Source organism: Pseudomonas tructae, assembly GCF_004214895.1.
GTDB lineage: Bacteria > Pseudomonadota > Gammaproteobacteria > Pseudomonadales > Pseudomonadaceae > Aquipseudomonas > Aquipseudomonas tructae.
Genome location: NZ_CP035952.1, coordinates 2,211,305 through 2,237,711, shown reverse-complemented (window position 1 = coordinate 2,237,711; position 26,407 = coordinate 2,211,305). Strand labels below are relative to the sequence as shown.

The window sequence follows — 26,407 nt, the reverse complement described above, 5'->3', positions numbered from 1 at the left end:
GAATGAACCAACCGTGGAGCGTGGGTAGAGTCCTGATAGAAGAAAGGCGCATCCGAGGATGCGCCTTCTCGTAACTGGCCGAGCGCCGAGAACCTTATACAGGTCGCTCGATGTTCGGCAGCCGGACCAGGCACGAGCCTGGCTCGGTTAGGCGTGAGCCTGAAGGAAGCGACTTAGTTGACAGCTTCTTTCAGTGCCTTGCCAGCCTTGAAGCCAGGCTTCTTGGCGGCAGGGATTTCCAGAGTCTTGCCGGTTTGCGGGTTGCGGCCGGTACGCGCTGGACGATCGGTGACGGAGAAGGTACCGAAACCTACCAGTACCACGGAGTCACCTGCCTTCAGGGCGCCGGTGACGGAATCAATTACGGCGTCCAGCGCTTTGCCAGCGGCAGCTTTCGAAATATCAGCAGATGCGGCGATAGCGTCAATCAGTTCCGACTTGTTCACTCTAAGTCCCCTTATATCTCTATTGAGTTTGTTTCTAAGTATGTAATGAAAAGCTAAACGAGCGCTGGGTGGCCTGCTGACACAAGTGCCGCTTTACAACAAGGGCCTGAAAATACTGTCAAGAAAGCCCCCCAGCCAAATACGTACTAATGTGTGCTGATTCTTTCCTTGGAATCGCTGTCGCGCTTTTCATCCTTGGCGACAATCTCCGGAGCCACATCGGGCAAGGGCTCCGGCGCGTATTGCAGCGCAATTTGGAGGACTTCGTCAATCCATTTGACCGGTTTAATCTGCAGATCCTGCTTAATATTCTCAGGAATTTCTTTCAGATCACGCACATTCTCTTCCGGAATGATCACTGTCTTGATTCCGCCACGGTGCGCGGCCAGCAATTTTTCCTTCAACCCGCCAATCGCCAGCACTTGACCACGCAAGGTAATCTCGCCGGTCATGGCCACATCGGCACGCACCGGAATCTGGGTCAAGGCCGAGACCAGGGCGGTGCACATGCCGATACCGGCACTTGGACCATCCTTGGGCGTGGCGCCTTCGGGCATGTGGATGTGGGTGTCGCGCTTCTCATGGAAGTCGGCAGCAATCCCCAGGCTGCGCGCCCGGCTGCGAACTACGGTTTGCGCGGCAGTAATGGATTCGACCATCACATCACCGAGCGAACCGGTCTTGATCAACTGACCCTTGCCGGGAATCACCGCAGCCTCGATGGTCAGCAACTCGCCACCCACCTGGGTCCAGGCAAGGCCAGTCACCTGCCCCACCTGATCCTGCTGCTCGGCAAGACCATAACGGAACTTGCGCACGCCAAGGTAGTGCTCAAGCTGCTCGCCCGTGACCTTCACCGCCACCTGCTTGAGGCCGGCATGCTCCTTGACCACCTTGCGGCAGATTTTCGCGATCTGGCGCTCCAGGCTACGCACACCGGCTTCGCGGGTGTAATAGCGAATGATGTCGCGGATCGCCGAGACGTCGATCTCCAGCTCGCCCTTCTTCAGGCCGTTGGCCTTGATCTGCTTGGGCGACAGGTACTTGACCGCGATGTTGATCTTCTCGTCCTCGGTATAGCCCGGCAGACGGATGACTTCCATCCGGTCCAGCAGGGCTGGGGGGATATTCATCGAGTTGGAGGTACAAAGGAACATCACGTCCGAGAGGTCGTAGTCGACTTCCAGGTAATGATCGTTGAAGTTGTGGTTCTGCTCTGGATCGAGCACCTCCAGCAGTGCCGAGGCCGGATCGCCACGCATGTCGCTGCCCATCTTGTCGATCTCGTCGAGCAGGAACAGCGGGTTGCGTACGCCAACCTTGGTCATTTTCTGAATCAGGCGACCGGGCATGGAACCGATGTAGGTACGGCGGTGGCCGCGAATTTCGGCTTCGTCGCGCACGCCACCGAGGGCCATGCGCACGAACTTGCGATTGGTGGCACTGGCGATCGACTCGGCCAGGGAGGTCTTGCCCACACCTGGCGGGCCAACCAGGCACAGCACCGGGCCGCGGATTTTTTTCACCCGTTTCTGCACGGCGAGGTACTCAAGGATGCGCTCCTTGACCTCTTCGAGCCCGTAATGGTCGGCGTCAAGGATTTCTTCGGCCTTGGCCAGGTCCAGGCGCACTTTGCTCTGTGCCTTCCACGGCACCTGTACCAGCCAGTCGAGGTAGGAACGCACCACGGTGGCTTCGGCCGACATCGGCGACATCTGCTTGAGCTTGTTCAGTTCAGCCTGGGCCTTGGCGTAGGCATCTTTTGGCAAACCGGCGGCATCGAGGCGCTTTTTCAGCTCTTCGACTTCGTTGTGACCTTCTTCGCTGTCGCCGAGCTCTTTCTGAATGGCCTTCATCTGCTCATTCAGGTAGTACTCGCGCTGACTGCGCTCCATTTGTTTCTTGACCCGGCCACGGATGCGCTTTTCGACCTGTAGCAGGTCGATTTCGGCATCCAGCAGTGCCAGCACGTGCTCGACACGGGCAGACAGGTCGAGGATTTCGAGAATTTCCTGCTTCTGCTCGATCTTCAGCGCCATATGCGCTGCCATGGTGTCGACCAGGCGCCCAGGCTCATCGATGCTGTTGAGCGAGGAAAGCACTTCAGCCGGGACTTTCTTACCCAGCTGAACATATTGTTCAAATTGCGACAGCAAGCTACGGACGAAGACTTCAGACTCGCGCTCGGCAGCCTGGGATTCGTCGATCAACGAGACTTCGGCACGAATATGCCCGTCAACTTCGTTGAAGCGCTCGACCGCGCCACGCTGTTCGCCCTCGACCAGCACCTTGACGGTGCCATCGGGCAGTTTCAGCAACTGCAGGACGGTAGCAATGGTACCGACGCGGTACAGGGCATCTTCGCCCGGATCGTCGTCAGCGGGGTTCTTCTGGGCCAGCAGGAGGATCTGCTTCTCGCCCGTCATCGCGGCCTCAAGGGCCTCAATGGACTTCTCGCGTCCCACGAACAGCGGGATGACCATGTGCGGATAGACGACAACATCGCGCAATGGCAGGAGAGGCAAGTCGAGGGTGGTCTTCATGATTTCGCCTCTACAACGGCCTTATGGCCGGAAACCGATAGAATTTGAGCGTGGAGTTAATGTGGGGGCAGCCCCGCAAAAAAACAAGCGCTGCGACAGGAAAAGCAAAGGGGCCCGAAGGCCCCTTGCTTGAATCGAGCCGCATTGCGACTCAAACGTCGGGTGCAGCCTTGGCTTGCGGCTCGCTGTTCTCGTAGATCAACAGCGGCTGCGAAGAGCCATCGATGACGCTTTCGTCGATCACCACCTTGCTGACATCCTTCTGCGAAGGAATCTCGTACATGGTGTCGAGCAAAATGCCTTCGAGGATCGAACGCAGGCCACGGGCACCGGTTTTGCGCTCCAGGGCCTTGCGGGCCACGGACTTGAGCGCATCACTGCGGAATTCCAGGTCCACACCTTCCATTTCGAACAGCTTGGCGTACTGCTTGGTCAGGGCGTTCTTCGGCTCGGTCAGAATCTGCATCAGCGCAGCTTCGTCCAGCTCGTCGAGGGTCGCCAGAACCGGCAGACGACCAACAAACTCGGGGATCAGACCGAACTTGACCAAATCGTCAGGCTCGACTTCACGCAGCGACTCGCCAACCTTCTTGCCTTCCTGCTTGCTGCGCACTTCGGCACTGAAACCGATGCCGCCGCGGGTGGAACGCGCCTGGATGACCTTTTCAAGGCCCGAGAACGCACCGCCACAGATAAACAGGATGTTACGCGTATCGACTTGCAGGAACTCCTGCTGCGGGTGCTTGCGGCCACCCTGCGGGGGCACCGAAGCGACCGTGCCTTCGATCAGCTTGAGCAACGCTTGCTGCACGCCTTCACCCGAGACGTCACGGGTAATCGACGGGTTGTCCGACTTGCGCGAGATTTTGTCGATCTCGTCGATGTAGACAATGCCCATCTGGGCTTTTTCCACGTCGTAATCGCACTTTTGCAGCAACTTCTGAATGATGTTCTCGACGTCTTCACCCACGTAACCGGCTTCGGTCAAGGTGGTGGCATCGGCGATGGTGAACGGTACATTCAACAGACGCGCGAGGGTTTCGGCGAGCAGGGTCTTACCCGAGCCCGTCGGACCGATCAGCAGGATGTTACTCTTGCCAAGTTCGACGTCGTCGTTTTTCTTGTCGCGTTGATTCAGGCGCTTGTAGTGGTTGTACACCGCTACCGCCAGTACCTTTTTCGCACGTTCCTGACCAATGACGTACTGGTCCAGGATAGTGCTGATTTCTTTCGGCGAAGGCAGTTTATGCGCGCTGCTTTCGGCCTGGGCTTCCTGCACCTCCTCACGGATGATGTCGTTGCACAGGTCGACGCACTCGTCGCAGATAAATACCGAGGGGCCGGCAATCAACTTGCGCACTTCGTGCTGGCTTTTGCCGCAGAAGGAGCAATAGAGCAATTTGCCGTTGTCCTCGCCGTTACGGGTGTCAGTCATTCGATCGATCCAATCCGGTAGGCTTGCAACACAAGATGAAGGCAATTGCGGGCTTTTTCAAGTCCACAGGTAGGCGGAATCACCGCCTACCTGCTCTGGCACCCGGATTCAGGAGGCCAGTTGCCGCTTGTCGTAGACCGAGTCGATCAAGCCGTATTCGGCTGCGCGCTCGGCGCTCATGAAATTGTCGCGCTCGGTATCACGCTTGATGGTTTCCAGGTCTTGACCTGTGTGGAAAGCCAGCAATTCGTTCAAGCGCGACTTGATGGAGAGGATTTCCTTGGCGTGGATCTCGATATCCGTCGCCTGGCCCTGGAAGCCGCCCAGTGGCTGGTGAATCATCACCCGCGAGTTCGGCAGGCAGTGACGCTTGCCCTTCGCCCCTGCAGCCAGCAGGAAAGCACCCATGCTGCAGGCCTGGCCGATGCAGATGGTCGACACGTCCGGCTTGATGAACTGCATGGTGTCGTAGATCGACATGCCCGCAGTCACCGAACCGCCCGGCGAGTTGATGTAGAGATGGATATCCTTGTCCGGGTTTTCCGCTTCAAGGAACAGCATCTGCGCCGCTACCAGGTTGGCCATGTAGTCCTCTACCGGGCCGACCAGGAAGATCACCCGCTCCTTCAGAAGGCGCGAGTAGATGTCATAGGCGCGTTCGCCACGAGCGGATTGCTCGATAACCATCGGGACCAGGCCGCCTGCGGCCTGGATGTCAGAGCTCTGCTGATAATAAGAATTGCGGGACATGTCCTGCACTCACTCCCAAATAGTCATGTCTTGAATACGCACAAGCCAGCTCGAAGGCTGGCTTGTGGTGTTTTCCTGCGAAGAGAAGGAAATCAGTCAGCGGCAGGTGCCTGGGCTGGCTTGACAGCTTCTTCGTAAGAGACCGATTTATCGGTCACAGTCGCTTTCTGCAGAACAGTATCCACAACTTGTTCTTCCAGCACAACCGAACGGACTTCGTTCAGTTGCTGGTCGTTCTTGTAGTACCAAGCTACGACCTGCTCAGGCTCCTGGTAGGCCGAGGCCATTTCCTGGATCATTTCGCGAACGCGGTCTTCGTCTGGCTTGAGCTCGTTCTGCTTGACCACTTCGGCGACGATCAGACCCAGCACGACGCGGCGCTTGGCTTGTTCTTCGAACAGCTCGGCCGGCAGTTGCTCAGGCTTGATGTTGCCACCGAACTGTTGAACGGCTTGAACGCGCAGGCGATTCACTTCGTTTTCCAGCAGGGCTTTTGGCACTTCGATCGGGTTGGCAGCCAGCAGGCCGTCCATTACCTGGTTCTTGACCTTGGTCTTGATCGCCTGACGCAGTTCACGCTCCATGTTCTTGCGAACTTCGGTGCGGAAACCTTCCAGGGTGGCTTCCTTGATGCCGAACTGAGCGAAGAACTCTTCGGTCAGCTCAGGCAGCTTTGGCTCGGCAACGCTGTTGACGGTAACGGTGAACTCGGCGGCTTTGCCAGCCAGGTCCAGGTTCTGGTAGTCCTCAGGGAAGGTCAGGTTCAGAACGCGCTCTTCACCCGCCTTGGCGCCAACCAGGCCTTCTTCGAAACCTGGGATCATGCGGCCGGAGCCCAGCACCAGCTGGGTGCCCTTGGCCGAGCCACCGGCGAACACTTCACCGTCGACTTTGCCGACGAAATCGATGTTCAGCTGGTCTTCATTCTGGGCAGCGCGGTCGGCGGCTTCGAAACGAACATTCTGCTTGCGCAGCACTTCCAGCATGTTGTCGAGGTCGGCGTCAGCCACTTCGGCGCTCAGACGCTCGATGGCGATCGAGTCGAAACCGGCAACGGTGAACTCAGGGAAGACTTCGAAAATGGCGACGTATTCCAGATCCTTGCCTTTTTCGAACGATTTTGGCTCGACGGCAGGGGCGCCAGCCGGGTTCAGCTTCTGCTCGACCACCGCTTCGTAGAAAGAAGCCTGGACCAGGTCGCCGAAGGCTTCCTGACGGGCAGCATCTTCGTAACGCTGACGGATCACGCTCATCGGCACTTTGCCAGGACGGAAGCCTGGGACCTTGGCGCGACGGGCAGTCTGTTGCAGACGCTTGTTGACTTCGGTCTCGACGCGCTCGGCCGGAACGGCGATGGTCATGCGGCGCTCGAGAGCAGAAGTATTTTCAACCGAAACTTGCATGGATATTCCTCGTTGCACAGACGTTAGCCGGCGATACCCGACTCCAGAATCAAGGGCAAACATTCTAGTGGCTCAAAGGCCAGAAGTCACCCCGTTCAAGACGACGAGAAAGAACGCCGGTCCATTTAATTCAAAGCCCCCGGCAAAATCCCTGCCGAAGGTGGCTTAACACACGCAGGCCTTGGCCTGGACTCCACAGCAGCAGCCATGATGATCCAGCCCCTGGACTGCAAAAAATCTTGCCAAAACACTACAAAATCGAGTCCCGGCGTTAAGACTTCTGATCGATGTCGTTGAACGCGCAATACTCTTCCCACTCCATTCCCAGCGCCTGGGCAACTTCGCGGTGCACCTCAAGGCGCATGGCGGCAAACTCCTCGGCAGAGTCGGCGATCAGTTGCAAGGTCAACTCCCAAGGCTCGAGCCCCTGCTCCTGCGCGGCATCCTCGAAGGCCCAGAGGACCTGCTGGGCCTGTTCGTGCTCGCTGAGCCCGGCGATTTCCTCGCGCATCTGCGGACTGGCGTCGAGATAGCGCTTAAGGGCAATGGCCTGACGTTCTGGTGAAATCATGGTGCTTTTTCCTTTCTGCGACCGGACGCCCGGTCACTGCTTCAACCGGCTGAAATCTATCAGCTTTTGATCGATTGTCACCAGGCCGTCAAAAGATGTCAGAATAATCGTATCCAGCTGTCGGAAATGTACGAAACGAAAGCAGCAGACAATTGTCTAGCCCTCACCAGCCCGATAAGCTAGCGATTCGCCATATTGGTAATACGATTCATTCCCGTTTGATAGCGTCAACGGAATGACCAGCGCTCATGCAAGGACGTCCCCCGTGCTGAACAAACTGCTCGCCGCCACCTGCCTGGCCCTCTCCTGCTCGACAGTTTCCGCCTCCTTGATAGAGGCGTCGCAAGACCCTGATGCCTTGTATTCAATCGTGAGCATGTCCGGCGACAGCTCCGATCGCACGGTCATCACCCAACGGGTGGGTATCAGCGGCACCAGCTACAGCGCTCGCCAATTTGACTGCACCAAGCGCACCGTGCGTTTTCTGGGCTCGGGCATTTCGTTGGACGACCTGAAAAGCGCCGTCGCCGACAAGGACGCAACCCCCATTTTCAAAGGCTCATTGGCCAGGGCCATCAGCCAGGAGGCGTGTGGCGAAAGCTTGCAACCCGAGGCGGCGACCGCCGCAAACAGCGCCATGGCAGCTCAAAACTAGCCGATCACGAATGCAACCAAACAACAATAATTATCATTTGATAATTGTTCTCGATATACTGGCCGCCCGTTCCGCCTCACGCCGGCCAAGCACACGATGGACACCCGCCCCACTGCAACACAGCTCAACACCTGCCTGAGCACGCTGTACAACGACCATCACCGCTGGCTGCACCGATGGCTGCGCAACCGCATCGGCTGCCCGGAGCACGCCGCCGACATCGCCCAAGACACCTTCCTGAGCATTCTCAGTGCCAAGGATCTGTTCAGGATCCGCGAACCGCGCTCGTTCCTGTCGACCGTGGCGCGACGACTGATGGCCAATGTCTATCGCCGGCGACTAGTGGAACAGGCGTATCTGGAAGCACTGGCCAGCCTGCCCGAGGCAGTGGAACCCTCCCCTGAAGTCCGTGTCCTGGCACTTGAAGCGCTTACGCTGCTCGATCGCATGCTCGACACTTTGCCGGGCAAGGTCCGGGAAGCCTTCCTGCTGTCGCACCTGCAAGGCCTGAAGATCGCCGAGATCGCCGAACGCCTGCAGGTCAGCACCCGCTCGGTGAAGCTTTACCTGGTGCGGGCTAACCAACATTGTTTTTTTGCCGACCTGTCATGACGCCCTCGCCGTTCAACCCGCGCACTACCCGCGAAGCCGCACAGTGGCTTACCGAAACAATGGAAGGCACCCTCAGCGCCGAGCAGCGGCAAGCACTGGACCACTGGCGCGCGGCTCATCCGGACAATGAACGCGCCTGGCTGCACATCGAGGCGCTACGACGGCGCATGGCGGGGTTCGAACCGCAGGCCGGCTACCAGAGCCTGTCCCAAAGCGGCCCGGGCCACAGTCGCCGGCAAGCACTCAAAACCCTCGCCGCGCTCGGTCTGTTCGGCTGCGCCGGGCAACTGGCCTACCGCAACTTCTGGCAGCCGAACCCAGGCCTGACCTACAGCAATGGCGCCAGTGCGCCGCAGCACATCAGCCTGGAAGATGGCAGCCGCCTGACCCTGGATGCTGACAGCGAAATCACCGTGCACTTTGATAGCCAGCAGCGGCTGGTCCAACTACGCAATGGCCGCTTGCTGCTCAGCAGCGGACACCCGGCAGATGCTGGCCGCCGCCCACTGTGTGTAGCAACCGCACAAGGCTTGGTGCGAGCCGTGGGCACGCGTTTCACTGTCGAGATGCAAGGGCAGGCGACTCAGGTGGAGCTGTTCGAAGGCGCTGTCGAGGTCCAGACGCAGCGAGCGCCAAGCAGCACCCTGCGCCTGGCCGCTGGGCAACGGGTGCGCTTCACTGCGACGTACATTGAACCGGCAACCGGCAATCAGGCCGAGCCAGCCTGGAGCCAGGGCTTGCTGGTAGCCGACAACATGCGCCTGGATGCCTTTGTCGCCCAGCTGAGTCGTTACCGGCCAGGCCTGCTACGGTGCAGCGATGAGATTGCCGGGCTGCGCGTCTCCGGTGTTTACCCGCTCAAGGATACCGATGCGGCACTCGACGCCCTGCCCCATTCGCTGCCCCTGCAGGTGCGGCGGCGCTCCCGCTACTGGGTAACCCTGAACCCGCGCTGAATGCCGTTCACACCAGCAGTTCGATACGCACCTGGCGCTGCTCGAGCGCACTTACCCGCACCTGGGCGGCAAACACTTGAGCGATGCGTTGCTCGCTGAGCACCTGGGCCGGTGCACCACTGGCGCATAACCGCCCCCGCTCCAGTAGCCACAGCCGATCGCAATAACGCGCCGCCAGGTTCAGGTCGTGCAGCACACACACCACGGCAATGCGCGGCGAGCAGGCGAGCGTGCGCAGCACCCGCATCAGGTTCTGTTGCTGACCGATGTCCAGGGCGCTGGTCGGCTCGTCCAGCAACAGCAGGCAGCCCTGGTCATCGTCCCGGGCGTCAGCCAGGGGACTGACGCCCAACTGGTTCATGGCCCGGGCAATGGTCACCCGCTGCAGTTCGCCACCCGACAGGGACAATACCCCACGTTCGAGTAAGTGACGGATATCCAGGGCGTCGACAATGCCCGGGCAAGGTTCTCCCGGATGCTGCTGACCAAGGCGAATGAACTCATCGACCCGCCAATCGAAGGCACTGTCCATCTGTTGAGTGACAAGTGCCCGCCTGCGCGCGAGTTGGCCGGGCGTATATGCAGGCAGCTCACGACCCAGCAACTCGATCTGCCCGGAACCTGGCTGCAGGTAACCGGAGATCAGCGAGAGCAGCGTACTTTTCCCCGCGCCATTGGGACCGATCAGGCCGAGTAATTCGCCGCCCTTGATCTGTTCATTGATGGGCGCCAGGGCAAATGGCTGCTCCAGGCTGACATTGATCAGTTCCAGCATCTCAAAACTCCCGCACCTTGCGACCCAGCAACAACCAGAGAAAGTAAGGCCCGCCAATGATACTGGTGACCAGGCCGACAGGGATTTCCGCCGGACTGGCAAGGCTGCGCGCCAGGGTATCGGCGACCAGCAGCAGGATCGCGCCGCAGAGCATCGAGGCCGGGATCAGCAGGCGGTGGCCGGGACCGAAGTACAGTCGCAAGCAATGCGGTACCAGCAGGCCGATAAAACCAATGATACCGCTCAAGGCCACGCACAGGCCCACCCCCAGTGACGAGGCCAGCACCACACGATTTTTCAGGCGCTCGCCATCCAGCCCGGCGGCATGCGCTGACACCTCGCCCAGCTGGAACAGGTCCAGATCACCCGCGCAGCGCGCCAGCACCCACAAGGTCAATGGCAAGACCACACAGGCTACCGCCAAGGTCGACCACTCGGCGCTGCTCAGGCTGCCCATGCCCCACAAGCTCAGCTGGCGTAGCTGTTCTTCACTGGCAATAAACGTGAGGACACCACCAATGGCTCCGGTCAGGGTGTTGATCACCAGGCCCGCCAACAACAAGGTGATGGTCGACTCACGCCCTTTGTAACCGCGGCCTATGCGAAAGATCACCAGCGTCACCAGCAACGCGCCGACAAAACCTGCGAGAAACTGCCCATACAGCTCCAGCCCGGCAAAGCGACCGCTGAACAACACCACCCAGATCGACACTGCCAACCCCGCACCACTGGCCTGACCCAGCAGGGTCGGGTCAGCCAGGGGGTTACGAAACAGGCCCTGCATCGCCGTACCGCCCACCGCCAGAGTCGACCCCACCAGCACCGCCAGCAACAGACGCGGCAAACGCACTTCGCTCCACACCTGCCACTCCAGTGCGCTCGGCAGGTCGCCAACGAAAACCCGTGGCGACAAGCCAATACTGCCAACCAGCGAACACATCACCAGCAGGCCACACAACCCCGCCAGCATCAGCATCAATGTCGGCAGCCTGACATTCTGCGCGCCGCTCATGGAAACAGCGCTCCGGCATCCTGGCGCAACTGCAGCATGGCCTGCACCGTACGCGGCCCGAGGTTGAGCAAGGCCTGGTCATCGACCTGAACCAGGCGCCGATGCTGTCCGGCCGGGGTATGCGCCAGGCCGCCCAGCTTCCACAGGCTGTCTTCTCCCCCCAGTGCCGCCAGGCCGGCGGTGCTGACAATGACGAAGTCCGGCGCCAAGGTCACCATGGCTTCGGCCGCCACTTGCTTATAAGCACTGAAGGTCGCGCAGTTTTCGATACCCGCCTGCTCCAATGCTGCCTGGGCTTCGGTGCCGCGCCCCATGATCAGCGGGGTCATGCCCGCATGATTGAAAATGAACAAGGCTTTGGGCCCTTTCAATGCCGGCGTCCTTGCCAATTGCCCCGCCAACCGACGCTGCTCATCAAGCAACGGCTGCGCCTGTGCCTGGCGGTTCATCGCCGCCGCGACCTGCTCGATTTTTGCCGGGATATCGCCGACGACCTTGCCGCGAGCGATACTCACCACGTCCAGCCCCAGGCCGCGCAACTGACGCAACACCAGGACCGGGCGGGCGGCATCGCTGATCAACAATCGTTGCGGCTTGAGTGCCAGCACGCCTTCCGCCGAGAGCTGACGCATGTAGCCCACCGACGGCAGGCTGGCGATGGTTTGCGGGTAGCGACTGGAGTCATCGCGCCCCAGCAGGCGCGAAGTACCATCCAGGCGATCGACAATTTCCGCCAGGTCGTTGCCGATCACCAGGGTGTCAGCAGGTTCGGCCTGTGCGGTCGTGAGCGCGCACGCCGCCAGCACTCCGAGGATCATACCCCTCATCGGGACGCCTCCAGCGCATCCAGCCATTGCCGCCAGGCCGGCTGCTCCTCCTGCCCTGCCGGACGGCGGGCGAACACCTGGACGATCAGGCGCTGTTCAGCGTCAAAAAACTCGAGGCTGGTAACGCCGCCCACCTGGTTAGGTTTAAAAACGCGCCAGATTTGCGCATCTGGCGCATCGGCAATCCTGAAGCGGGTAGGCGCTGCCTGCTCACTGGCGGGCATATCGAACAACAGTTCTGTGCCCGACTCGCTCATACCCGACAGGTGCCCGGTGAATATCTGCACGCTGCCGGCACTGTAAACGAACAGCATCAGCTCCAGGGCACTGCTGGCTAATTGCCGAAACACCTCGACCGGGCTGGTTTGCGCCAGTTGTCGGGCGAACCGTGGCGCCACCAGGGTATTGCCCTCGAAGCGGGTCAAGCCATGGCGCTTGAGCAGGGCAAAGTGCTCATGGACGTTGGCCATCGCCGCCCACTCGTCGACCAGGCCAGGTATCTGGATCGAGCGTTTGGCGAAGACTTCGCGCGGGATGAACTGCGACGGCTTGGCCACACACTGGCTGTAAAGCGCTGCCCAGTCCGCCAACGAAGACTCCGGCAGTGATACCAGACGCAGCAACGTCTGAGCGTGTCGATCGAAAATGTTCAGGCTGTAGACGTTGGCAACAGCGTCATGCTGCATGCACATCCAGAACCAGGCGCGCAGATTCAAGCGCAGATCCAGGCCGTCTTCGCCAATAACCAGGCCCGCCTCGCTGATGTCGTCAGACTGCGGGTAGCGTCCGATCTGCTCAATCCAGGCATGGCTAGCCGGGGTCGCAGTGCGCACAGGGCCGAGGGCATGCAGTTGCGCGGCGACGTTCACCGCTGGCAGATCAAGACACAAACAATCGGTACCAAAACGCTCGTTGAGTTCGACAGCAGTCAATTGAGTCACGGTAAATTCCTTTTAGAGAAGAGGTTCAATGGGCGGGCTGATCACAACCGCCTGCGTCGGCCACCAGGGCCACGCCATCGGCATCCTGGGCCGGCAGTAGCCAGACGTAATCGGCGTCGCGAGCCGTCAGGCCATGACCTTGCTCGCCGATCACCAGCACCTTGAGCTCCGGATCGCTCGCCCCTTGCGCCAGGTATTGCGGGGCGCCGAGGCTTTTCAATGTGTGCAGGACCCCAGCGAACAGCAAGCCAGGGGCCTTGGCGTCATCGAGCACCTGTGCCATGCGCAGGTCACGGGCGTGCTGGATCGCCAGCATGGCGTTCATGCGCGCGGTATCGATCTGCCCGCAATGCATGTCGCTGATGTGCTGACGCTGGCGAGCGGCAATGGCCGGCGATGGGAACAGTCGGTCGGGGTTGTCTACAGGCGCCGCCATCATGCGCTTGCGCTCGGCGGCCGACAGATTTCCGGCCAGCAGCGCTGCCTGCGCCGGCATCAGCGCCTGCATCAGGGTGCCGTACTGCTCCCAGCTCCAGCGCGGGTCCCAATGGATGATCTGCTGCAGGCGCTGGCTGCGCACCTGGTTGCCCTGGCCCAGCCAGGCCTGGACTTCAGCGACCGGGCGCTGCTGATCGCTGTCGAGCATCTCCAGCACCACCGCGCCCTGGGGGCGACGCCTGGACAACTGGCTGGCCAGCCATTGTTCGATCAGGTGATGGGCAAAGTTGTCATGCAACTCGCCGACCATCACTGTGCGCGCTGGCGCCAGCTCATCAAGCAGTTGGTCCGGCGAAATCTGCCTGCCGGTGCCCAGCTCGATAATCGCGCCCCATTGGGGAATGTGCGATTCGACCCGGGTGTAGGCACTGTCGGCCACCGGTGCATTGACGCTGGCACAACCGACGAGCAAGGCCAGCCCTGCCCCTATAAAGGAAGACTTGAACATATAGGGTCCTGTCAGTATTCGAGGGTGAAGCCGAACGAGGTCGTACGACCGCGGCCATTGCCCTGGTCCATCACCGCCGACATCAGGTAGTCCACCGAGGCGCTGTTGTTGTAGACCTTGTTGCCAACGTTCTCGACGTTGAAGAACAGGCTCAGGTTGTCCTGCACCCGGTAGTTGCCGTACAGGTCCCAGATCACTCCGGTGGAGTTGGATTTTTTCGTCTCGTACCAGTCCCAGCTGGTTTCCGACGGCCCGGCGTATTCGCCACGGGCGCCCAGCACCAGGCGCTCGTCGAACCAGCGAGTACCCAGATCCAGGGTCCAGAAGCGGTCTGGCTGGCTATTGATATCTTCAAGCTCGATGCCGGAGGTGGTCGGTGACTGGGTAGTGGCCTTGGTCCACGACAGGTTGGCGTAGAAGAAGCCGGCGTCATAGCGACCTTCGAGCTCATAGCCACTCATGCGTACTTCTTCCGGCCAATTGACCCAGTTCATCTTCGCCGACTCTTCGCCGTCGTCATCGACAATGTCGAACGATTGCGGGGTGATGTAGCCATCGATCTTGCTGATGAAACGGTTAATCTTCAGTTGCCCGTAGTCGTCATTGCTGAACAGCCCGGCGCGGGTGAAGTTGACCCCGAACTCGTAGTTGGTAGAGCGCTCCTGACGCAGGAACGGGTTGGCACCGACACCGTCTGCGTCGCTGGCATCGGCCTCCAGCGGCACTTTTTCGAAGAACATTTCCTGCACCCGTGGCGCCCGCGAAGTACGCGACCAGCTGGTGTAGAGCTGCATCCAGTCATAGGGCTTCACAGCAAAACCGACCCGTGGATTGAAGCTGTGCTCACGCCGAGTAATGTCCACGTCGCCACCGTCGATACCGCGGCACTGGCCAATGATCGAGCACTTGGGCACATGACCGCTGACCTTGTAGCCGTCGTAGTGGCCGGCCAGGGTCAAGGCATAGATGTCGTAGTTGAACTCCAGGGTGCTGAACAGGCTGTGGGTGGCCTGCTTGCCTTCGGGGTTGGCGCCACGTTTTTCCGGGGTCTGGGCGACAAAATCGTCGGTGTAGTAGCGCGCGCCATTGCTCCAGCTCGCCTCCACCGGCCCGAGGCTGAAACGACTGACGTTGGTCAGGTCAAGACCGTGGGCATCGTCGCGGGTCTTGCGGCCTATATAGTGGGAGTCTTCTACCGGCGGATACTCAAGCTCGGTCTTGTTCTGGTAGGCATTGACCGTCAGGTTCACCCATTCGCTGTAGGGCGTGTAGGCGTACTTGGCCCGATAGGTCTCGTTGTCCAACTGCCAGGGGTAGTTGTGATAGAACTCGTTGCGGTACTTCACCCCGCTCAAGTCCAGGCGATGCATGTCGTTCGGCTGCAGGCGCAGTTTCAGCAAACCTGAGCGCGGGTTCTGCTTGGTGGTGTCGTATTCGTTGGACTGACCATTGGTGGTCTTGTACTCGCCAGTCTGGGTGCTGCTGACTGCGGCGACCAGGCCGTAAACACCCTCGACATCTTCCGGACGGGTACGGGCACCGGCGGCGAACATGCGGGTGTTGCCGTAGCCATTGTTACCGGTGCGATAGGTCGTACGCAGGCCTACACGATGGTCTGCCTTAACAATGTCATCAATATCGAAGGTACGAAAATTCGCCGAACCGCCCAAGGTGTTGGCACCTTCGGCGCCATCCACCGAACCGCGCTGCACATCGACTCCAGCCAGCAGGTTGGCATCGACAAAGGCCATTGGCCCACCCGAACCGTGGCCAGCGTTATTGCGAAAGGTCTGGGTAACGCCATCGATCATGGTGTTGACCCGACCCAACCCGGCCAGGCCGCGAATATTCACCGACACTCCCGGCTGGCTGCGCGAATGCAAGGTGTAGGTACCGGGGATCGAGCGCACCACACTGTTCAGATCCTGACGCTCGGCATGTACCTCACGACTGCTCTGAATCGCCCCCGGCCGCTCGGCCATGGCACCCACCATGGTCGGCCCGACTTCCAGGGCGCTGTCGCTGCGCTCGTTCACCCGCAGCACCAAGGTGTGATCCTTGAGCTGCTCAACCCACAGGCCAGTGCCCATCAACAACAGGTCGAAGGCTTCCTTTAGGGTGTATTCGCCCTCAAGCCCCTGGGTGCTGCGCTGTTCGCTGAGCTGCGGATCGAAGGTGAGGATCACCCCACTGGCCGCAGCCAGTTGGTTCAAGGCAGGCGCCAGCGGCCCAGCCGGAATGTCATAGTGCTTGCGCAGCGACGCCTGCTGGGTGGTAGCCTTTTCAGCGGCAGATGCCAACGACCCGCTGCTAGCTCCACCCACCAATGCCAGTGCCGTCAGCGCACTGCACGCAATTTTCCATGCACCGCCTTTATTGTTGTGCTGCAACCGCTGAACGGCGGCCGGCTGTGTGCTCTTCACGAGGCGCTCCCTTGCAGATTGAAATGATCTTGTAGGAGAGGTCACGCGAGCAATGAGAAAAGGGAAATGAAAATCAGTTTTATTTGAAACTATTTTCCATTCCCAGAAACGAAGGGGGGAATTCAAACCGCAAAAACGAAAAAAGCCGCACAAGGCGGCTTTTTCGAGGCTTTCTCGCGCCTCAGCGCAAAAAACAAAGGCGCCGGATTTTCATCGGGCGCCTTTGGGAGTATGGGGTGGACGATGGGAATCGAACCCACGACAACAGGAATCACAATCCTGGGCTCTACCAACTGAGCTACGCCCACCATATTGCATTTACCGCTTTACTGCTTTTTACACATTCACGCGCTTCTGTGAAGGGCGGTGAAAGCTTGAATGGTGCGGACGAAGAGACTCGAACTCTTACAGCTTGCGCCGCTGGAACCTAAATCCAGTGTGTCTACCAATTTCACCACGTCCGCATGAAGCCTTTAAAGCAAAGGCGCCAGACTTTCATCAGGCGCCTTTTGAAATATGGGGTGGACGATGGGAATCGAACCCACGACAACAGGAATCACAATCCTGGGCTCTACCAACTGAGCTACGCCCACCATATTGCAGTTACCGCTTTACTTGTGCCAAAGCTGCCGATTGGCGCACCCGGCAGGACTCGAACCTGCGACCATCCGCTTAGAAGGCGGATGCTCTATCCAGCTGAGCTACGGGCGCATATTTAATCTGCTTTCTGTTACGATTACAAATTAACGTTTAGCCGTATCGAACAAGCTAAAAATTCGCTCATTCTGCCTGACCTTGCTAACCAGTGCTAGGCTCTGCCCGACAAGTGCGACGAATCTTATAGACGAGCGGAAAAACCGTCAACTCTTTTCTAAAAAAAATTCATTTTATTTAAGGGCTTAGGGCAATTGCCGGACCAAGCGCCTTTGCCCTTGGGGCCCTTCATGCGAGAATGCGCGCTCTTTTTATTCCTTCTCGATGGTTAATCACGCGTCATGACTGCACACCTTATCGACGGCAAGGCGATCGCCGCCAGCCTGCGCCAGCAGATCGCCCAACGTGTTGTGGAGCGTCGCCAGCAAGGCCTGCGTACGCCTGGCCTGGCGGTGATCCTGGTCGGCACCGACCCCGCGTCTCAAGTCTATGTCTCGCACAAGCGCAAGGATTGCGAAGAGGTCGGCTTCATCTCCCAGGCCTTCGACCTGCCCAGCGATACCACGCAGCAAGCCCTGACCGACCTGATCGATCGCCTTAACGATGACCCCAACATCGACGGCATCCTCCTGCAACTGCCACTGCCAGCGCACCTGGACGCCTCGCTGTTGCTCGAGCGCATTCGCCCGGACAAGGACGTCGATGGTTTCCATCCGTATAACGTCGGCCGCCTGGCCCAGCGTATTCCGCTGCTGCGCCCGTGCACGCCAAAAGGCATCATGACCCTGCTCCAAAGCACCGGCCAGGACCTGTACGGCATGAACGCGGTGGTTGTCGGCGCCTCCAACATCGTTGGCCGGCCGATGGCCATGGAACTGCTGCTGGCCGGGTGCACCGTGACCGTCACCCACCGCTTCACCAAGGACTTGGCCGGCCATGTTGGCCGCGCCGACCTGGTGGTGGTCGCCGCTGGCAAGCCAGGCCTAGTCAAGGGTGAATGGATCAAGGAAGGCGCGATCGTCGTCGACGTCGGCATCAACCGCCAGGAGGATGGCAAGCTGGTCGGCGACGTGGTCTACGAGACCGCCCTGCCCCGTGCTGGCTGGATCACCCCGGTGCCGGGTGGTGTCGGGCCGATGACCCGCGCCTGCCTGCTGGAGAACACTTTGTATGCGGCCGAAGAACTGCATAAGTAAGTGGTGATGGCGAAATGAGAAACGGCACCTGTGAAGGTGCCGTTTTTTTGTGCCTGTGGGCTGCAAAGCAGCCCCAGGTTACTTACGTGCAGCCTCCCAGGACTTGAGCAACTCGCTGTAGCTGACGGTCTCGCCCTTGGGTTTTTCATTGGCCAGCTTGGGCTTCGGCGCCCCCGGCTGGTCGAACCAGTACTGGGCATCGCGCTGCGGATTGAGCTTGGGCGCACAGGTGGCCTGGGCCTTGGAGCGCTCGAGGCGTTCGAGGATCTTGTCCTGATCACGGGCCAGCCCGTCCAGGGCCTCTTGCGGGGTCTTCTCGCCACTGGCCGCTTCAGCGATATGGCTCCACCACAACTGCGCCAGGCGCGGATAGTCGGGTACGTTGGTGCCGGTCGGGGTCCACTGTACCCGCGCCGGGCTGCGGTAGAACTCCACCAGCCCGCCGAGCTTGGGCGCAAGATCGGTCATGGCCTGGGAGTTGATATCCGATTCGCGGATCGGCGTCAGCCCGACAATGGTCTTTTTCAGCGAGACGGTCTTGGAGGTGACGAACTGGGCGTACAGCCAGGCAGCCAGGCGTTGTTTCTCCGGGGTCGACTTGAGGAAGGTCCAGGAGCCAGCATCCTGATACCCCAGCTTCATGCCCTCCTCCCAGTACGGCCCCTTGGGCGACGGCGCCATGCGCCACTTCGGCGTACCGTCGGCGTTCACTACCGGCAGGCCGGGTTTGGTCATGTCGGCGGTAAAGGCGGTGTACCAGAAGATTTGCTGGGCAATGTTGCCCTGGGCCGGCACCGGCCCCGATTCGGAGAAGGTCATGCCCTGGGCCTCGGGCGGTGCGTAGGTGCGCATCCAGTCGACATATTTTTGCGTGGCATACACCGCAGCCGGGCCGTTGGTGTCGCCACCACGGGTGACGCTGGAGCCGACCGGATGGCAATCCTCGACGCGAATCCCCCATTCATCCACCGGCAAGCCATTGGGCAGGCCCTTGTCACCGCCACCAGCCATGGAGAACCAGGCATCGGTGAAACGCCAGCCCAGCGACGGGTCTTTCTTGCCATAGTCCATGTGCCCGTAAACGCGCTTGCCGTCGATCTCTTTGACGTCCTCGCTGAAGAACTTGGCGATGTCTTCATAGGCAGACCAGTTCACCGGCACACCCAGTTCATAGCCGTACTTCTCCTTGAACTTGGCCTTGAGCTCAGGGCGATCGAACCAGTCGGCGCGAAACCAGTAGAGGTTGGCGAACTGCTGGTCGGGCAATTGATAGATCTTGCCATCCGGTGCGGTGGTAAAGGAGATGCCGATGAAGTCCTTGAGGTCCAGGGTTGGCGAGGTGTAATCCTTGCCTTCGTTGGCCATCAGGTCGGTAATGGATTCGGTCTTGCCATAGCGAAAGTGAGTACCGATCAGGTCGGAGTCATTGACCCAGCCGTCATAGATGTTCTTGTCCGACTGCATCTGCGTCTGCAGTTTTTCCACCACATCGCCTTCCTGCAGCAGGTCGTGGGTCAGCTTGATCCCGGTGATCTCGCTGAAGGCCTTGGCCAGCACCTTGGATTCGTACTCGTGGGTGGCGATGGTTTCCGAGACCACGTTGATCTTCATCCCGCGAAACGGCTCGGACGCCTTGATGAACCATTTCAACTCGTCGAGCTGCTGCTCGGGAGTCAGGGTCGAAGGCTTGAACTCGCTGCCGATCCACTTCTTGGCGGCATCTTCATAGGCATCGGCCCAGGCACTGGCGTGAAAGCTGCCAAGCACTAGCAGGGCTGCCAGGGTCAAATGTCGCCGGTTCTTGTTGTTGTCGAACATTATGATCTCCCGATTGAGTATTTTCACGGAGCTGTGCCGATTGCCCTCGGCTAACCCCAGCGCATCACCACCAACAGCCAGGCCAAAGACAGCAGCGAGGCTACCCACAGGTTCCAGTCGCTGAGCCCGATTACCAGCAAGTGCAGGTAAGCGCTGACCAGCAAACCAATGAACAACCGGTCGCCACGGGTGGTGACGATCGGCAGAAAGCCGCGCCGCTCGACACATGGCCGTCGCAGCTCATACAGCGTCATACCCAGCAGCAATAGGCCGATCGAGGCGAAGAAAATCGCCGTCGGCAAGGTCCAGGCCATCCAGTCCATCGCGCGTTCCTCAGACCCGGCCCAGGGCAAAGCCCTTGGCCACATGGTTACGGACAAACCAGATCACCAGCATGCCTGGCAAAATGGTCAGTACCCCGGCCGCGGCCAGCACGCCCCAGTCGATCCCCGAAGCCGACACCGTACGGGTCATCACGGCAGCAATCGGCTTGGCGTTTACCGAGGTCAAGGTGCGCGCGAGCAGCAGCTCGACCCAGGAAAACATGAAGCAGAAAAACGCCGTGACCCCGATGCCGGAGCCAATCAACGGCACAAAGATCTTCACGAAGAAACGCGGGAAGCTGTAGCCGTCGATGTAGGCGGTTTCGTCAATTTCCTTGGGCACTCCGGACATGAAGCCTTCAAGAATCCACACCGCCAATGGCACGTTGAACAGGCAGTGAGCCAGGGCCACGGCAATGTGGGTATCGAACAGGCCAATCGACGAATACAGTTGGAAGAACGGCAACAGGAACACTGCCGGCGGCGCCATGCGGTTGGTCAGCAGCCAGAAGAACAGGTGCTTGTCGCCGAGAAAGCGATAGCGCGAAAACGCATAGGCCGCCGGCAAAGCCACGCTCAGGGAAATCACCGTGTTCAGGCACACGTAGTACAGCGAGTTGATGTAGCCGCTGTACCAGCTGGGGTCGGTGAAGATCACCCGGTAGTTGTCGATGGTGAAATCTTGCGGCCACAGGGTCAGGCCACCGAGGATCTCGGTGTTGCTCTTGAACGACATGTTCAGCAGCCAGTAGATCGGCACCAGCAGGAACAGGATGTACAGCAACAGCGCCAATGTCTTGCGCGTGCCCATGGCAGCCTCCTACTGTTTATCGGCATGGGTCATGGCGGTATAGAACAGCCACGACACCAGCAGGATGATCAGGAAGTACACCAGCGAAAATGCCGCCGCAGGTCCCAGGTCGAACTGCCCGACCGCCATCTGTGTCAGGGTCTGGCTGAGGAAAGTGGTGGCGTTGCCCGGCCCGCCACCGGTGAGCACGAACGGCTCGGTGTAGATCATGAAGCTGTCCATGAAGCGCAGCATCACCGCGATCAGCAGCACGTTCTTCATCTTCGGTAACTGGATATGGCGGAACACCGCCCAGGCCGAAGCGCGATCGATGCGCGCCGCCTGGTAATACACGTCGGGGATCGCGCGCAGGCCGGAGTAGCACAGCAGCGCCACCAGTGAAGTCCAGTGCCAGACGTCCATCACCAGCACCGTGACCCAGGCGTCCATGGTGTTGGCGGCATAGTTGTAGTTGATCCCCAACTGGTTGAGCGAAGCACCCAGAAGGCCGATATCGGCACGACCGAAGATCTGCCAGATGGTGCCAACCACGTTCCACGGGATCAGCAACGGAATGGCCATGACGATCAGGCACAAGGACGACCAGCGGCCCTTGGTCGGCATGGTCAGGGCGATGGCGATCCCCAGGGGTATTTCGATCAGCAGCACGCAGGCCGAGTAGACGAACTGGCGCAACAGCGAGTCGTGCAGGCGCGGGTCCAGCAGCACCTGACGGTACCAGTCGGCGCCAACGAAGTAGCGGCTGGACTGGTCGAAAATGTCCTGCACCGAGTAGTTGACCACGGTCATCATCGGCACCACGGCGCTGAACGCCACCAGCAGGAACACCGGCAGCACCAGCCACCAGGCCTTGTTGTTGGGCACCTTGTTCATGGCCGGGCCTCCAGCAGCACGTCATCGGCGTAGAGCATCAACCACTGCTCCGGAAAGCTTATCCATACCTCATCCTCTGGCAGCATACGGTCCTCGCCCAGGCGCACCTTGAGTGGCACACCTTGCAGGTCGAGGGTGAGAATCCGGTAGGTCCCCAAGTCCTCGATATCCTCCACCCTGGCACTGAAGCCTTCATCGAACGGCGCGTCCCAGACCTGAATGAATTCCGGGCGGATGCCCACCTGCAGGTGGGTAGCGCCGCTTGCGCCCAAACGTTCCTGCAACTCCAGCGGCAACGGCAGGTGGATGCCGGCAAATCCGACCCCGCCGGACTGCGCCTGCACACTAATCAGGTTCATCCCGGGGCTGCCGATGAAGTAGCCGACAAAGGTATGACGCGGGCGCTCGAACAACTCGCGGGGAGTGCCGAACTGGACGATCTGCCCGCCGTACATCACTGCGATCTTGTCCGCGAAGGTCGACGCTTCGAGCTGATCGTGGGTGACGTAAATCATGGTGATATTGAACTGTTCATGGATCTGTTTGAGCTTGCGCCGCAGCTTCCATTTCAGGTGCGGGTCGATCACCGTCAGTGGCTCGTCAAAGAGGATCGCCGAGACGTCGTCGCGCACCAGGCCTCGGCCCATGGAGACCTTCTGCTTTTCATCAGCGCTGAGGTTGCGGGCTTTCTTTTTCAGCAGGCTGCCCAGCTCCAGCACCTCGGCGATTTCCGTCACCTTCCGGTTAATGCGCGCTTCATCCAGGCCCTGGTTGCGTAGCGGGAAAGCCAGGTTATCGAACACCGTCATGGTGTCGTAGACCACCGGGAACTGGAACACCTGGGCAATATTGCGCGCCTGCGGCGACAGTTCGTTGACCACCTTGCCATCGAACAGAACCTGGCCGTGAGAGGGGCTGAGCAGCCCGGAAATAATGTTGAGCAAGGTGGATTTGCCGCACCCCGACGGCCCGAGCAAAGCGTAGGCACCACCCTGCTCCCAGACATGCTCCAGCTCGCGCAAGGCATAGTCGTCCGCGCCCTGCGGATCGCGGCTGTAGCTATGAGCCAGTTGCTGCAGGCGAATCTCGGCCATCAGGCTACCCTCGCTTCACGCAGGCCCGGCGCCTGCACCAACTGCCCGGCCAGGTCGAAGACAAACAGCTTGTGGGTGGGGATGAACACCCGGATCGGCGCATCGACGTGGTACTCGTGCACCCCCGGCAGGTGCAGCACCAAACGAAAGTGCTCGTTGCGCACATGCAGGAAAGTTTCCGAGCCGCTGATTTCCGCCAGCTCAACCAGTACCGCCAGTTCCAGGTCATCGTCGTTGGAGGGGACCAGGCTGATATGACTCGGGCGCACGCCGAAGCGATAGTCGCCATCGCCGATACGCTGCAGGTCAGCGTTCATGGCGAAATGCACAGCACCGGCAAAGCTCACTTCATTGCTACTGATGCGCCCGGGCATCAGGTTGATCGGCGGCTCGGAAAACAGTTCGGCCGCCAACTCCGTGCGCGGCTGGTGATAGACCTGGGCAGTGGGCCCACTCTGCACAATGCGCCCTTCATGAAGGATCGTGGTGGTGCCGCCCAGGGCCAATGCTTCGTTGGGTTCAGTGGTGGCGTACACAGCGATGCAATGGCGGGCAGCGAACAGCTCGCGCATCTCCTGGCGCAGTTCTTCGCGCAACTTGTAGTCAAGGTTCACCAGCGGCTCATCGAAGAGGATCAGCTCGGCATCCTTGACCAGTGCCCGGGCCATGGCTGTGCGTTGCTGCTGGCCACCCGACAGTTCCAACGGCAAGCGTTGCAGGTACGGCTCGATACGCAGCATCTGCGCGGTCTGCTGGACTTTCTCGCGGATCAGGTCCTCTGCCATGCGTGCCTGGCGCAAGGGCGAGGCAATGTTCTCGAACACACTCAGGGTCGGGTAATTGATGAACTGCTGATAGACCATCGACACATTGCGCTGGCGTACCGGGCGGCCGGTGACATCCTCGTCATTCATCAACACCCGGCCACGGTCCGGACGATCCAGCCCGGCCATCAGGCGCATGAGGCTGGTTTTGCCGGCCAGGGTGCGGCCAAGCAGGACATTGAACGAACCGGGCTCGAAACGCAGGCAAGCATCGTCGATGCACACTTGATTATCCACGGTACGGCTGACATGTTCGAGGGAGAGCGACATGGCGCGGCCTTTTTGTTGTTTTCGGGCAGGCGCCTGCAATAGAGCGAGATTCGTGCCAGCGCACACCAAGCCTTTGTCGGTAAACGACTTTCATAAACCAGGCCGTTCAGCACTGTTCACTGCTGAACAGCAATGAACAGCTGTGAAATTGACAATGAACAGGACTGAACAACACTGGATCACACAAAAACAACAACGCTGCCACCGGCAGAGGACGGGCCCATGGCCGCATCCAGCACCAGCCACGCGCAACTCATCCAGGCTTCCTGGGCGCGCTGTCGCGACTATGGCCTGGAGCACCAGTCGTTGCCGCAATTCGGTGAAGCGTCCAACGCTGACATCCGCGAACTGCTCGAACGCCAGCAGGCCCTGTTGAGCACCACCCGTGACGAGGTGATGCCCCAGTACGCGCACCTGCTTGGCAACTCCAGCTACCTGATCATGCTCAGCGACCACCAGGGTCAGTTGCTCGAGGCCTGGGGTACCCGCCGCTTCATCGAGCCGCGCCAGCGTCACGGTTTCAATGCCGGTGCCTGCTGGCGGGAGCAAGGGGTGGGCACCAACGCCATCGGCACCGCCCTGGCTACCGGCGAAGCCGTGCATGTCAGCCAGGATGAGCACTTTCTCAAGCTCAACCGTTTCATGACCAGCGCCGCCGCACCGTTGTTCGACGCCGAACGCCAACTGATCGGCGTACTTGATGCCTCCAGCGACAGCTACCTGCCTGCGGCGCAAACCCAGGGCCTGGTGCGGATGATGAGCCAGAGCCTGGAGAACCGCCTGATCCTTGCGCGGTTTGCCGCGGATTACCAACAGCTGAGCTTCAATACCGGCGCCAACAACCTCGACAGTCAATGGGCCGGGCTGCTGCTGTTCGATGATCAGGGCCGGGTCCTGGCGGCCAATCGCCGGGCCGACAGTTTGCTTGGGCAAAATCCGTTGCAGTGCACCTTGGAGCAGCTTTTCAGAACGCCATTGGCGCAGCTGTTGGCTCACCGCAACGAGCAGCCGTTTGCCCTGCAAGTGACCGGTCGCAACCGCTTTCACTGCTTGCTGCATGCGCCGACCCAACCCCCAAAGGGCGCAGCGCTCAGCCGTACCCCGCCAGGTTGCGACCCGCGCATCGCCAAGGCCCTGGCCCAGGCTGCAGTAATGCTGGAAAAAGACATCCCGCTGTTGATCGAAGGCGAAACCGGGGCCGGCAAGGAAGTCTTCGTCAATGCCCTGCACCGTGCCAGCAGCCGCGCCAATCAACCGCTGATTGCCGTGAACTGCGCGGCGATCCCTGCGGAGCTTGTGGAGTCCGAGTTGTTCGGCTACGAGAAAGGCGCGTTCACCGGCGCCCATCACAAGGGTAACCTCGGCCTGATCCGCAAGGCCGACCAGGGCATACTGTTCCTCGATGAAATTGGTGACATGCCTCTGCCGACCCAGGCTCGTCTGCTGCGCTTTGTGCAGACCCGCAGTATCCAGCCCCTGGGCAGCGGCGAAGCGACCCAGGTGGATATCCGCGTGATCTCGGCGACCAATCAGCACCTCGCCGACCAGGTGCGCCTGGGTCACTTTCGCCAGGACCTGTATTACCGCATTGCAGGCTTGAGCCTGGTGCTGCCGCCGCTGCGTGAACGCAGCGACCGCCTGGCCCTGATCGAACAGATACACCAGCAGTACCGCGACCCCGGGGTGCCGACACAGATACCCGGCAAGGTGCTGGAACTGCTGCTCCAGCACCCCTGGCCGGGCAACCTGCGCCAACTGGCCAGCGTGCTCCAGGTGGCGTTGGCCCTGGCGGGCAAGCACGCGCTTGCCGTGGAACACCTGCCGGACAGCTTCTTTGCCGAGCTGTCTGCCGCAAGTCCCCAGGCGCCAGTACTGACGCCACGGCCCCAGACCGACGACCTCGGCCAACGCCTGCAGGCCCTCAATGGCAATATCTCGGCCCTGGCCCGGGACCTGGGCATCAGCCGCACCACCTTGTACAAGCGCCTGCACGCCCAGGGCCATGGCTGCGCAGTTGACGAACGCCTGGGCTGATGGTCAGATGCCTGCCAGTTTCAGGTGCCTGCCGCCGCCGTGCGTCAGGTGAAACGGGAAGCCGGTGCGTCGTTATCGACCAGTCCGGCGCTGCCCCCGCAACGGTAAGCGAGTGAAGCATTCAATACACCACTGTGCCCACGGGCATGGGAAGGTGAATGTCTTTACGCCTCGCAAGCCCGGAGACCGGCCTGAAGCCCCACGACTGCACGCAG

The 26,407-nt window shown here is 60.2% G+C and carries 23 protein-coding genes, 4 tRNA genes and 1 riboswitch; of the genes, 5 read left to right on the top strand and 22 right to left on the bottom strand.

Annotated features, from left to right (window positions below):
- Nucleotides 1–173: 173 nt before the first annotated feature.
- The 6 genes from EXN22_RS10330 to EXN22_RS10305 all read right to left on the bottom strand — a co-directional run bounded on the left by EXN22_RS10330 (nt 174) and on the right by EXN22_RS10305 (nt 7,148).
- Nucleotides 174–446 (bottom strand): HU family DNA-binding protein, encoded by a 273-nt coding sequence (locus tag EXN22_RS10330; protein WP_115087902.1) that lies wholly within the window; start codon nt 444–446, stop codon nt 174–176.
- 146 nt (nt 447–592) lie between these two features.
- Nucleotides 593–2,989 (bottom strand): endopeptidase La, encoded by a 2,397-nt coding sequence (lon, locus tag EXN22_RS10325; protein ID WP_130263953.1) that lies wholly within the window; start codon nt 2,987–2,989, stop codon nt 593–595.
- A 151-nt stretch (nt 2,990–3,140) separates the two neighbouring features.
- Nucleotides 3,141–4,424 carry an ATP-dependent Clp protease ATP-binding subunit ClpX gene (clpX, locus tag EXN22_RS10320; protein WP_130263952.1) on the bottom strand — a complete coding sequence of 428 codons (1,284 nt, stop codon included), beginning with the start codon at nt 4,422–4,424 and terminating at the stop codon, nt 3,141–3,143.
- 108 nt (nt 4,425–4,532) lie between these two features.
- Complete coding sequence (clpP, locus tag EXN22_RS10315; protein WP_130263951.1) at nt 4,533–5,174, bottom strand: ATP-dependent Clp endopeptidase proteolytic subunit ClpP; 642 nt, start codon at nt 5,172–5,174, stop codon at nt 4,533–4,535.
- Between the two features lie 92 nt (nt 5,175–5,266).
- The gene (gene tig / locus EXN22_RS10310) at nt 5,267–6,577 is read right to left on the bottom strand and encodes a trigger factor (protein ID WP_130263950.1); all 1,311 of its coding nucleotides are present in this window, start codon (nt 6,575–6,577) and stop codon (nt 5,267–5,269) included.
- Nucleotides 6,578–6,848: 271 nt separating this feature from the next.
- Nucleotides 6,849–7,148, bottom strand: coding sequence for a DUF6388 family protein (locus EXN22_RS10305; protein WP_130263949.1), 300 nt, complete (start codon nt 7,146–7,148; stop codon nt 6,849–6,851).
- A 265-nt stretch (nt 7,149–7,413) separates the two neighbouring features.
- Here EXN22_RS10305 and EXN22_RS10300 point away from each other — a divergent pair, with 265 nt between their 5' ends.
- The 3 genes from EXN22_RS10300 (at nt 7,414) to EXN22_RS10290 (ending at nt 9,371) form a co-directional block, all read left to right on the top strand.
- Complete coding sequence (locus tag EXN22_RS10300) at nt 7,414–7,803, top strand: hypothetical protein (protein WP_130263948.1); 390 nt, start codon at nt 7,414–7,416, stop codon at nt 7,801–7,803.
- Nucleotides 7,804–7,899: 96 nt separating this feature from the next.
- A complete protein-coding gene (locus tag EXN22_RS10295; protein WP_130263947.1) occupies nt 7,900–8,415 on the top strand; it encodes a sigma-70 family RNA polymerase sigma factor in 516 nt (171 codons plus the stop codon).
- A complete protein-coding gene (locus EXN22_RS10290) occupies nt 8,412–9,371 on the top strand; it encodes a FecR domain-containing protein (protein ID WP_130263946.1) in 960 nt (319 codons plus the stop codon). The genes EXN22_RS10295 and EXN22_RS10290 overlap by 4 nt, the downstream gene beginning before the upstream one ends.
- 7 nt (nt 9,372–9,378) lie before the next feature.
- Here the strand turns inward: EXN22_RS10290 and EXN22_RS10285 are convergent, their stop codons facing one another.
- From EXN22_RS10285 to EXN22_RS10240, 10 genes are all read right to left on the bottom strand, one after another.
- Entirely contained in the window at nt 9,379–10,146 is a 768-nt protein-coding gene (locus tag EXN22_RS10285) for an ATP-binding cassette domain-containing protein (RefSeq protein WP_130263945.1), read from the bottom strand.
- 1 nt (nt 10,147) lies between these two features.
- Nucleotides 10,148–11,158: a FecCD family ABC transporter permease gene (locus EXN22_RS10280; RefSeq protein ID WP_130263944.1), complete on the bottom strand. Its 1,011-nt coding sequence runs from the start codon at nt 11,156–11,158 to the stop codon at nt 10,148–10,150.
- Complete coding sequence (locus EXN22_RS10275) at nt 11,155–11,985, bottom strand: heme/hemin ABC transporter substrate-binding protein (RefSeq protein WP_165392197.1); 831 nt, start codon at nt 11,983–11,985, stop codon at nt 11,155–11,157. The genes EXN22_RS10280 and EXN22_RS10275 overlap by 4 nt, the downstream gene beginning before the upstream one ends.
- Entirely contained in the window at nt 11,982–12,926 is a 945-nt protein-coding gene (locus EXN22_RS10270) for a ChuX/HutX family heme-like substrate-binding protein (RefSeq protein ID WP_130263942.1), read from the bottom strand. The genes EXN22_RS10275 and EXN22_RS10270 overlap by 4 nt, the downstream gene beginning before the upstream one ends.
- 25 nt (nt 12,927–12,951) lie before the next feature.
- The gene (locus tag EXN22_RS10265; RefSeq protein WP_130263941.1) at nt 12,952–13,872 is read right to left on the bottom strand and encodes a ChaN family lipoprotein; all 921 of its coding nucleotides are present in this window, start codon (nt 13,870–13,872) and stop codon (nt 12,952–12,954) included.
- Nucleotides 13,873–13,883: 11 nt separating this feature from the next.
- Complete coding sequence (locus EXN22_RS10260; RefSeq protein WP_130263940.1) at nt 13,884–16,172, bottom strand: TonB-dependent receptor; 2,289 nt, start codon at nt 16,170–16,172, stop codon at nt 13,884–13,886.
- A gap of 355 nt (nt 16,173–16,527) precedes the next feature.
- Nucleotides 16,528–16,603 (bottom strand) — tRNA-His (locus EXN22_RS10255).
- A gap of 71 nt (nt 16,604–16,674) precedes the next feature.
- Nucleotides 16,675–16,759, bottom strand: a tRNA-Leu gene (locus EXN22_RS10250).
- Nucleotides 16,760–16,812: 53 nt separating this feature from the next.
- Nucleotides 16,813–16,888: transfer RNA gene (locus EXN22_RS10245), tRNA-His, on the bottom strand.
- 41 nt (nt 16,889–16,929) lie between these two features.
- A tRNA-Arg gene (locus EXN22_RS10240) sits at nt 16,930–17,006 on the bottom strand.
- 284 nt (nt 17,007–17,290) lie between these two features.
- Between EXN22_RS10240 and folD the strand changes: the two genes are divergently transcribed.
- Nucleotides 17,291–18,145 carry a bifunctional methylenetetrahydrofolate dehydrogenase/methenyltetrahydrofolate cyclohydrolase FolD gene (gene folD, locus EXN22_RS10235; RefSeq protein ID WP_130263939.1) on the top strand — a complete coding sequence of 285 codons (855 nt, stop codon included), beginning with the start codon at nt 17,291–17,293 and terminating at the stop codon, nt 18,143–18,145.
- Nucleotides 18,146–18,223: 78 nt separating this feature from the next.
- On the opposite strand, the gene EXN22_RS10230 is transcribed toward folD, so the two are convergent.
- Genes EXN22_RS10230 through EXN22_RS10205 form a run of 6 tightly spaced genes read right to left on the bottom strand, consistent with a single transcriptional unit; the run spans nt 18,224 to nt 24,158 of the window.
- The gene (locus EXN22_RS10230) at nt 18,224–19,963 is read right to left on the bottom strand and encodes an ABC transporter substrate-binding protein (protein WP_130263938.1); all 1,740 of its coding nucleotides are present in this window, start codon (nt 19,961–19,963) and stop codon (nt 18,224–18,226) included.
- A gap of 50 nt (nt 19,964–20,013) precedes the next feature.
- Nucleotides 20,014–20,286, bottom strand: coding sequence for a DUF2160 domain-containing protein (locus EXN22_RS10225; RefSeq protein ID WP_130263937.1), 273 nt, complete (start codon nt 20,284–20,286; stop codon nt 20,014–20,016).
- 10 nt (nt 20,287–20,296) lie between these two features.
- Nucleotides 20,297–21,097: a carbohydrate ABC transporter permease gene (locus EXN22_RS10220; RefSeq protein ID WP_130263936.1), complete on the bottom strand. Its 801-nt coding sequence runs from the start codon at nt 21,095–21,097 to the stop codon at nt 20,297–20,299.
- Nucleotides 21,098–21,106: 9 nt separating this feature from the next.
- Complete coding sequence (locus EXN22_RS10215; RefSeq protein WP_130263935.1) at nt 21,107–21,970, bottom strand: carbohydrate ABC transporter permease; 864 nt, start codon at nt 21,968–21,970, stop codon at nt 21,107–21,109.
- Nucleotides 21,967–23,064 carry an ABC transporter ATP-binding protein gene (locus EXN22_RS10210; RefSeq protein ID WP_130263934.1) on the bottom strand — a complete coding sequence of 366 codons (1,098 nt, stop codon included), beginning with the start codon at nt 23,062–23,064 and terminating at the stop codon, nt 21,967–21,969. The genes EXN22_RS10215 and EXN22_RS10210 overlap by 4 nt, the downstream gene beginning before the upstream one ends.
- Nucleotides 23,064–24,158, bottom strand: coding sequence for an ABC transporter ATP-binding protein (locus EXN22_RS10205; protein WP_130263933.1), 1,095 nt, complete (start codon nt 24,156–24,158; stop codon nt 23,064–23,066). Before EXN22_RS10205 ends, EXN22_RS10210 begins: the two co-directional genes overlap by 1 nt.
- 222 nt (nt 24,159–24,380) lie before the next feature.
- Between EXN22_RS10205 and EXN22_RS10200 the strand changes: the two genes are divergently transcribed.
- The gene (locus EXN22_RS10200; protein WP_130263932.1) at nt 24,381–26,192 is read left to right on the top strand and encodes a sigma-54-dependent Fis family transcriptional regulator; all 1,812 of its coding nucleotides are present in this window, start codon (nt 24,381–24,383) and stop codon (nt 26,190–26,192) included.
- A gap of 5 nt (nt 26,193–26,197) precedes the next feature.
- Nucleotides 26,198–26,401, top strand: a riboswitch (cobalamin riboswitch).
- Nucleotides 26,402–26,407: the final 6 nt, after the last annotated feature.

Bases quoted from the DNA above. Each gene is read 5' to 3' on its own strand.
- lon (WP_130263953.1), bottom strand. From the start codon at position 2,989: ATGAAGACCACCCTCGACTTGCCTCTCCTGCCATTGCGCGATGTTGTC.
- clpX (WP_130263952.1), bottom strand. From the start codon at position 4,424: ATGACTGACACCCGTAACGGCGAGGACAACGGCAAATTGCTCTATTGC.
- clpP (WP_130263951.1), bottom strand. From the start codon at position 5,174: ATGTCCCGCAATTCTTATTATCAGCAGAGCTCTGACATCCAGGCCGCA.
- tig (WP_130263950.1), bottom strand. From the start codon at position 6,577: ATGCAAGTTTCGGTTGAAAATACTTCTGCTCTCGAGCGCCGCATGACC.
- EXN22_RS10305 (WP_130263949.1), bottom strand. From the start codon at position 7,148: ATGATTTCACCAGAACGTCAGGCCATTGCCCTTAAGCGCTATCTCGAC.
- EXN22_RS10295 (WP_130263947.1), top strand. From the start codon at position 7,900: ATGGACACCCGCCCCACTGCAACACAGCTCAACACCTGCCTGAGCACG.
- EXN22_RS10290 (WP_130263946.1), top strand. From the start codon at position 8,412: ATGACGCCCTCGCCGTTCAACCCGCGCACTACCCGCGAAGCCGCACAG.
- EXN22_RS10285 (WP_130263945.1), bottom strand. From the start codon at position 10,146: ATGCTGGAACTGATCAATGTCAGCCTGGAGCAGCCATTTGCCCTGGCG.
- EXN22_RS10280 (WP_130263944.1), bottom strand. From the start codon at position 11,158: ATGAGCGGCGCGCAGAATGTCAGGCTGCCGACATTGATGCTGATGCTG.
- EXN22_RS10275 (WP_165392197.1), bottom strand. From the start codon at position 11,985: ATGAGGGGTATGATCCTCGGAGTGCTGGCGGCGTGCGCGCTCACGACC.
- EXN22_RS10265 (WP_130263941.1), bottom strand. From the start codon at position 13,872: ATGTTCAAGTCTTCCTTTATAGGGGCAGGGCTGGCCTTGCTCGTCGGT.
- folD (WP_130263939.1), top strand. From the start codon at position 17,291: ATGACTGCACACCTTATCGACGGCAAGGCGATCGCCGCCAGCCTGCGC.
- EXN22_RS10230 (WP_130263938.1), bottom strand. From the start codon at position 19,963: ATGTTCGACAACAACAAGAACCGGCGACATTTGACCCTGGCAGCCCTG.
- EXN22_RS10225 (WP_130263937.1), bottom strand. From the start codon at position 20,286: ATGGACTGGATGGCCTGGACCTTGCCGACGGCGATTTTCTTCGCCTCG.
- EXN22_RS10220 (WP_130263936.1), bottom strand. From the start codon at position 21,097: ATGGGCACGCGCAAGACATTGGCGCTGTTGCTGTACATCCTGTTCCTG.
- EXN22_RS10215 (WP_130263935.1), bottom strand. From the start codon at position 21,970: ATGAACAAGGTGCCCAACAACAAGGCCTGGTGGCTGGTGCTGCCGGTG.
- EXN22_RS10210 (WP_130263934.1), bottom strand. From the start codon at position 23,064: ATGGCCGAGATTCGCCTGCAGCAACTGGCTCATAGCTACAGCCGCGAT.
- EXN22_RS10205 (WP_130263933.1), bottom strand. From the start codon at position 24,158: ATGTCGCTCTCCCTCGAACATGTCAGCCGTACCGTGGATAATCAAGTG.
- EXN22_RS10200 (WP_130263932.1), top strand. From the start codon at position 24,381: ATGGCCGCATCCAGCACCAGCCACGCGCAACTCATCCAGGCTTCCTGG.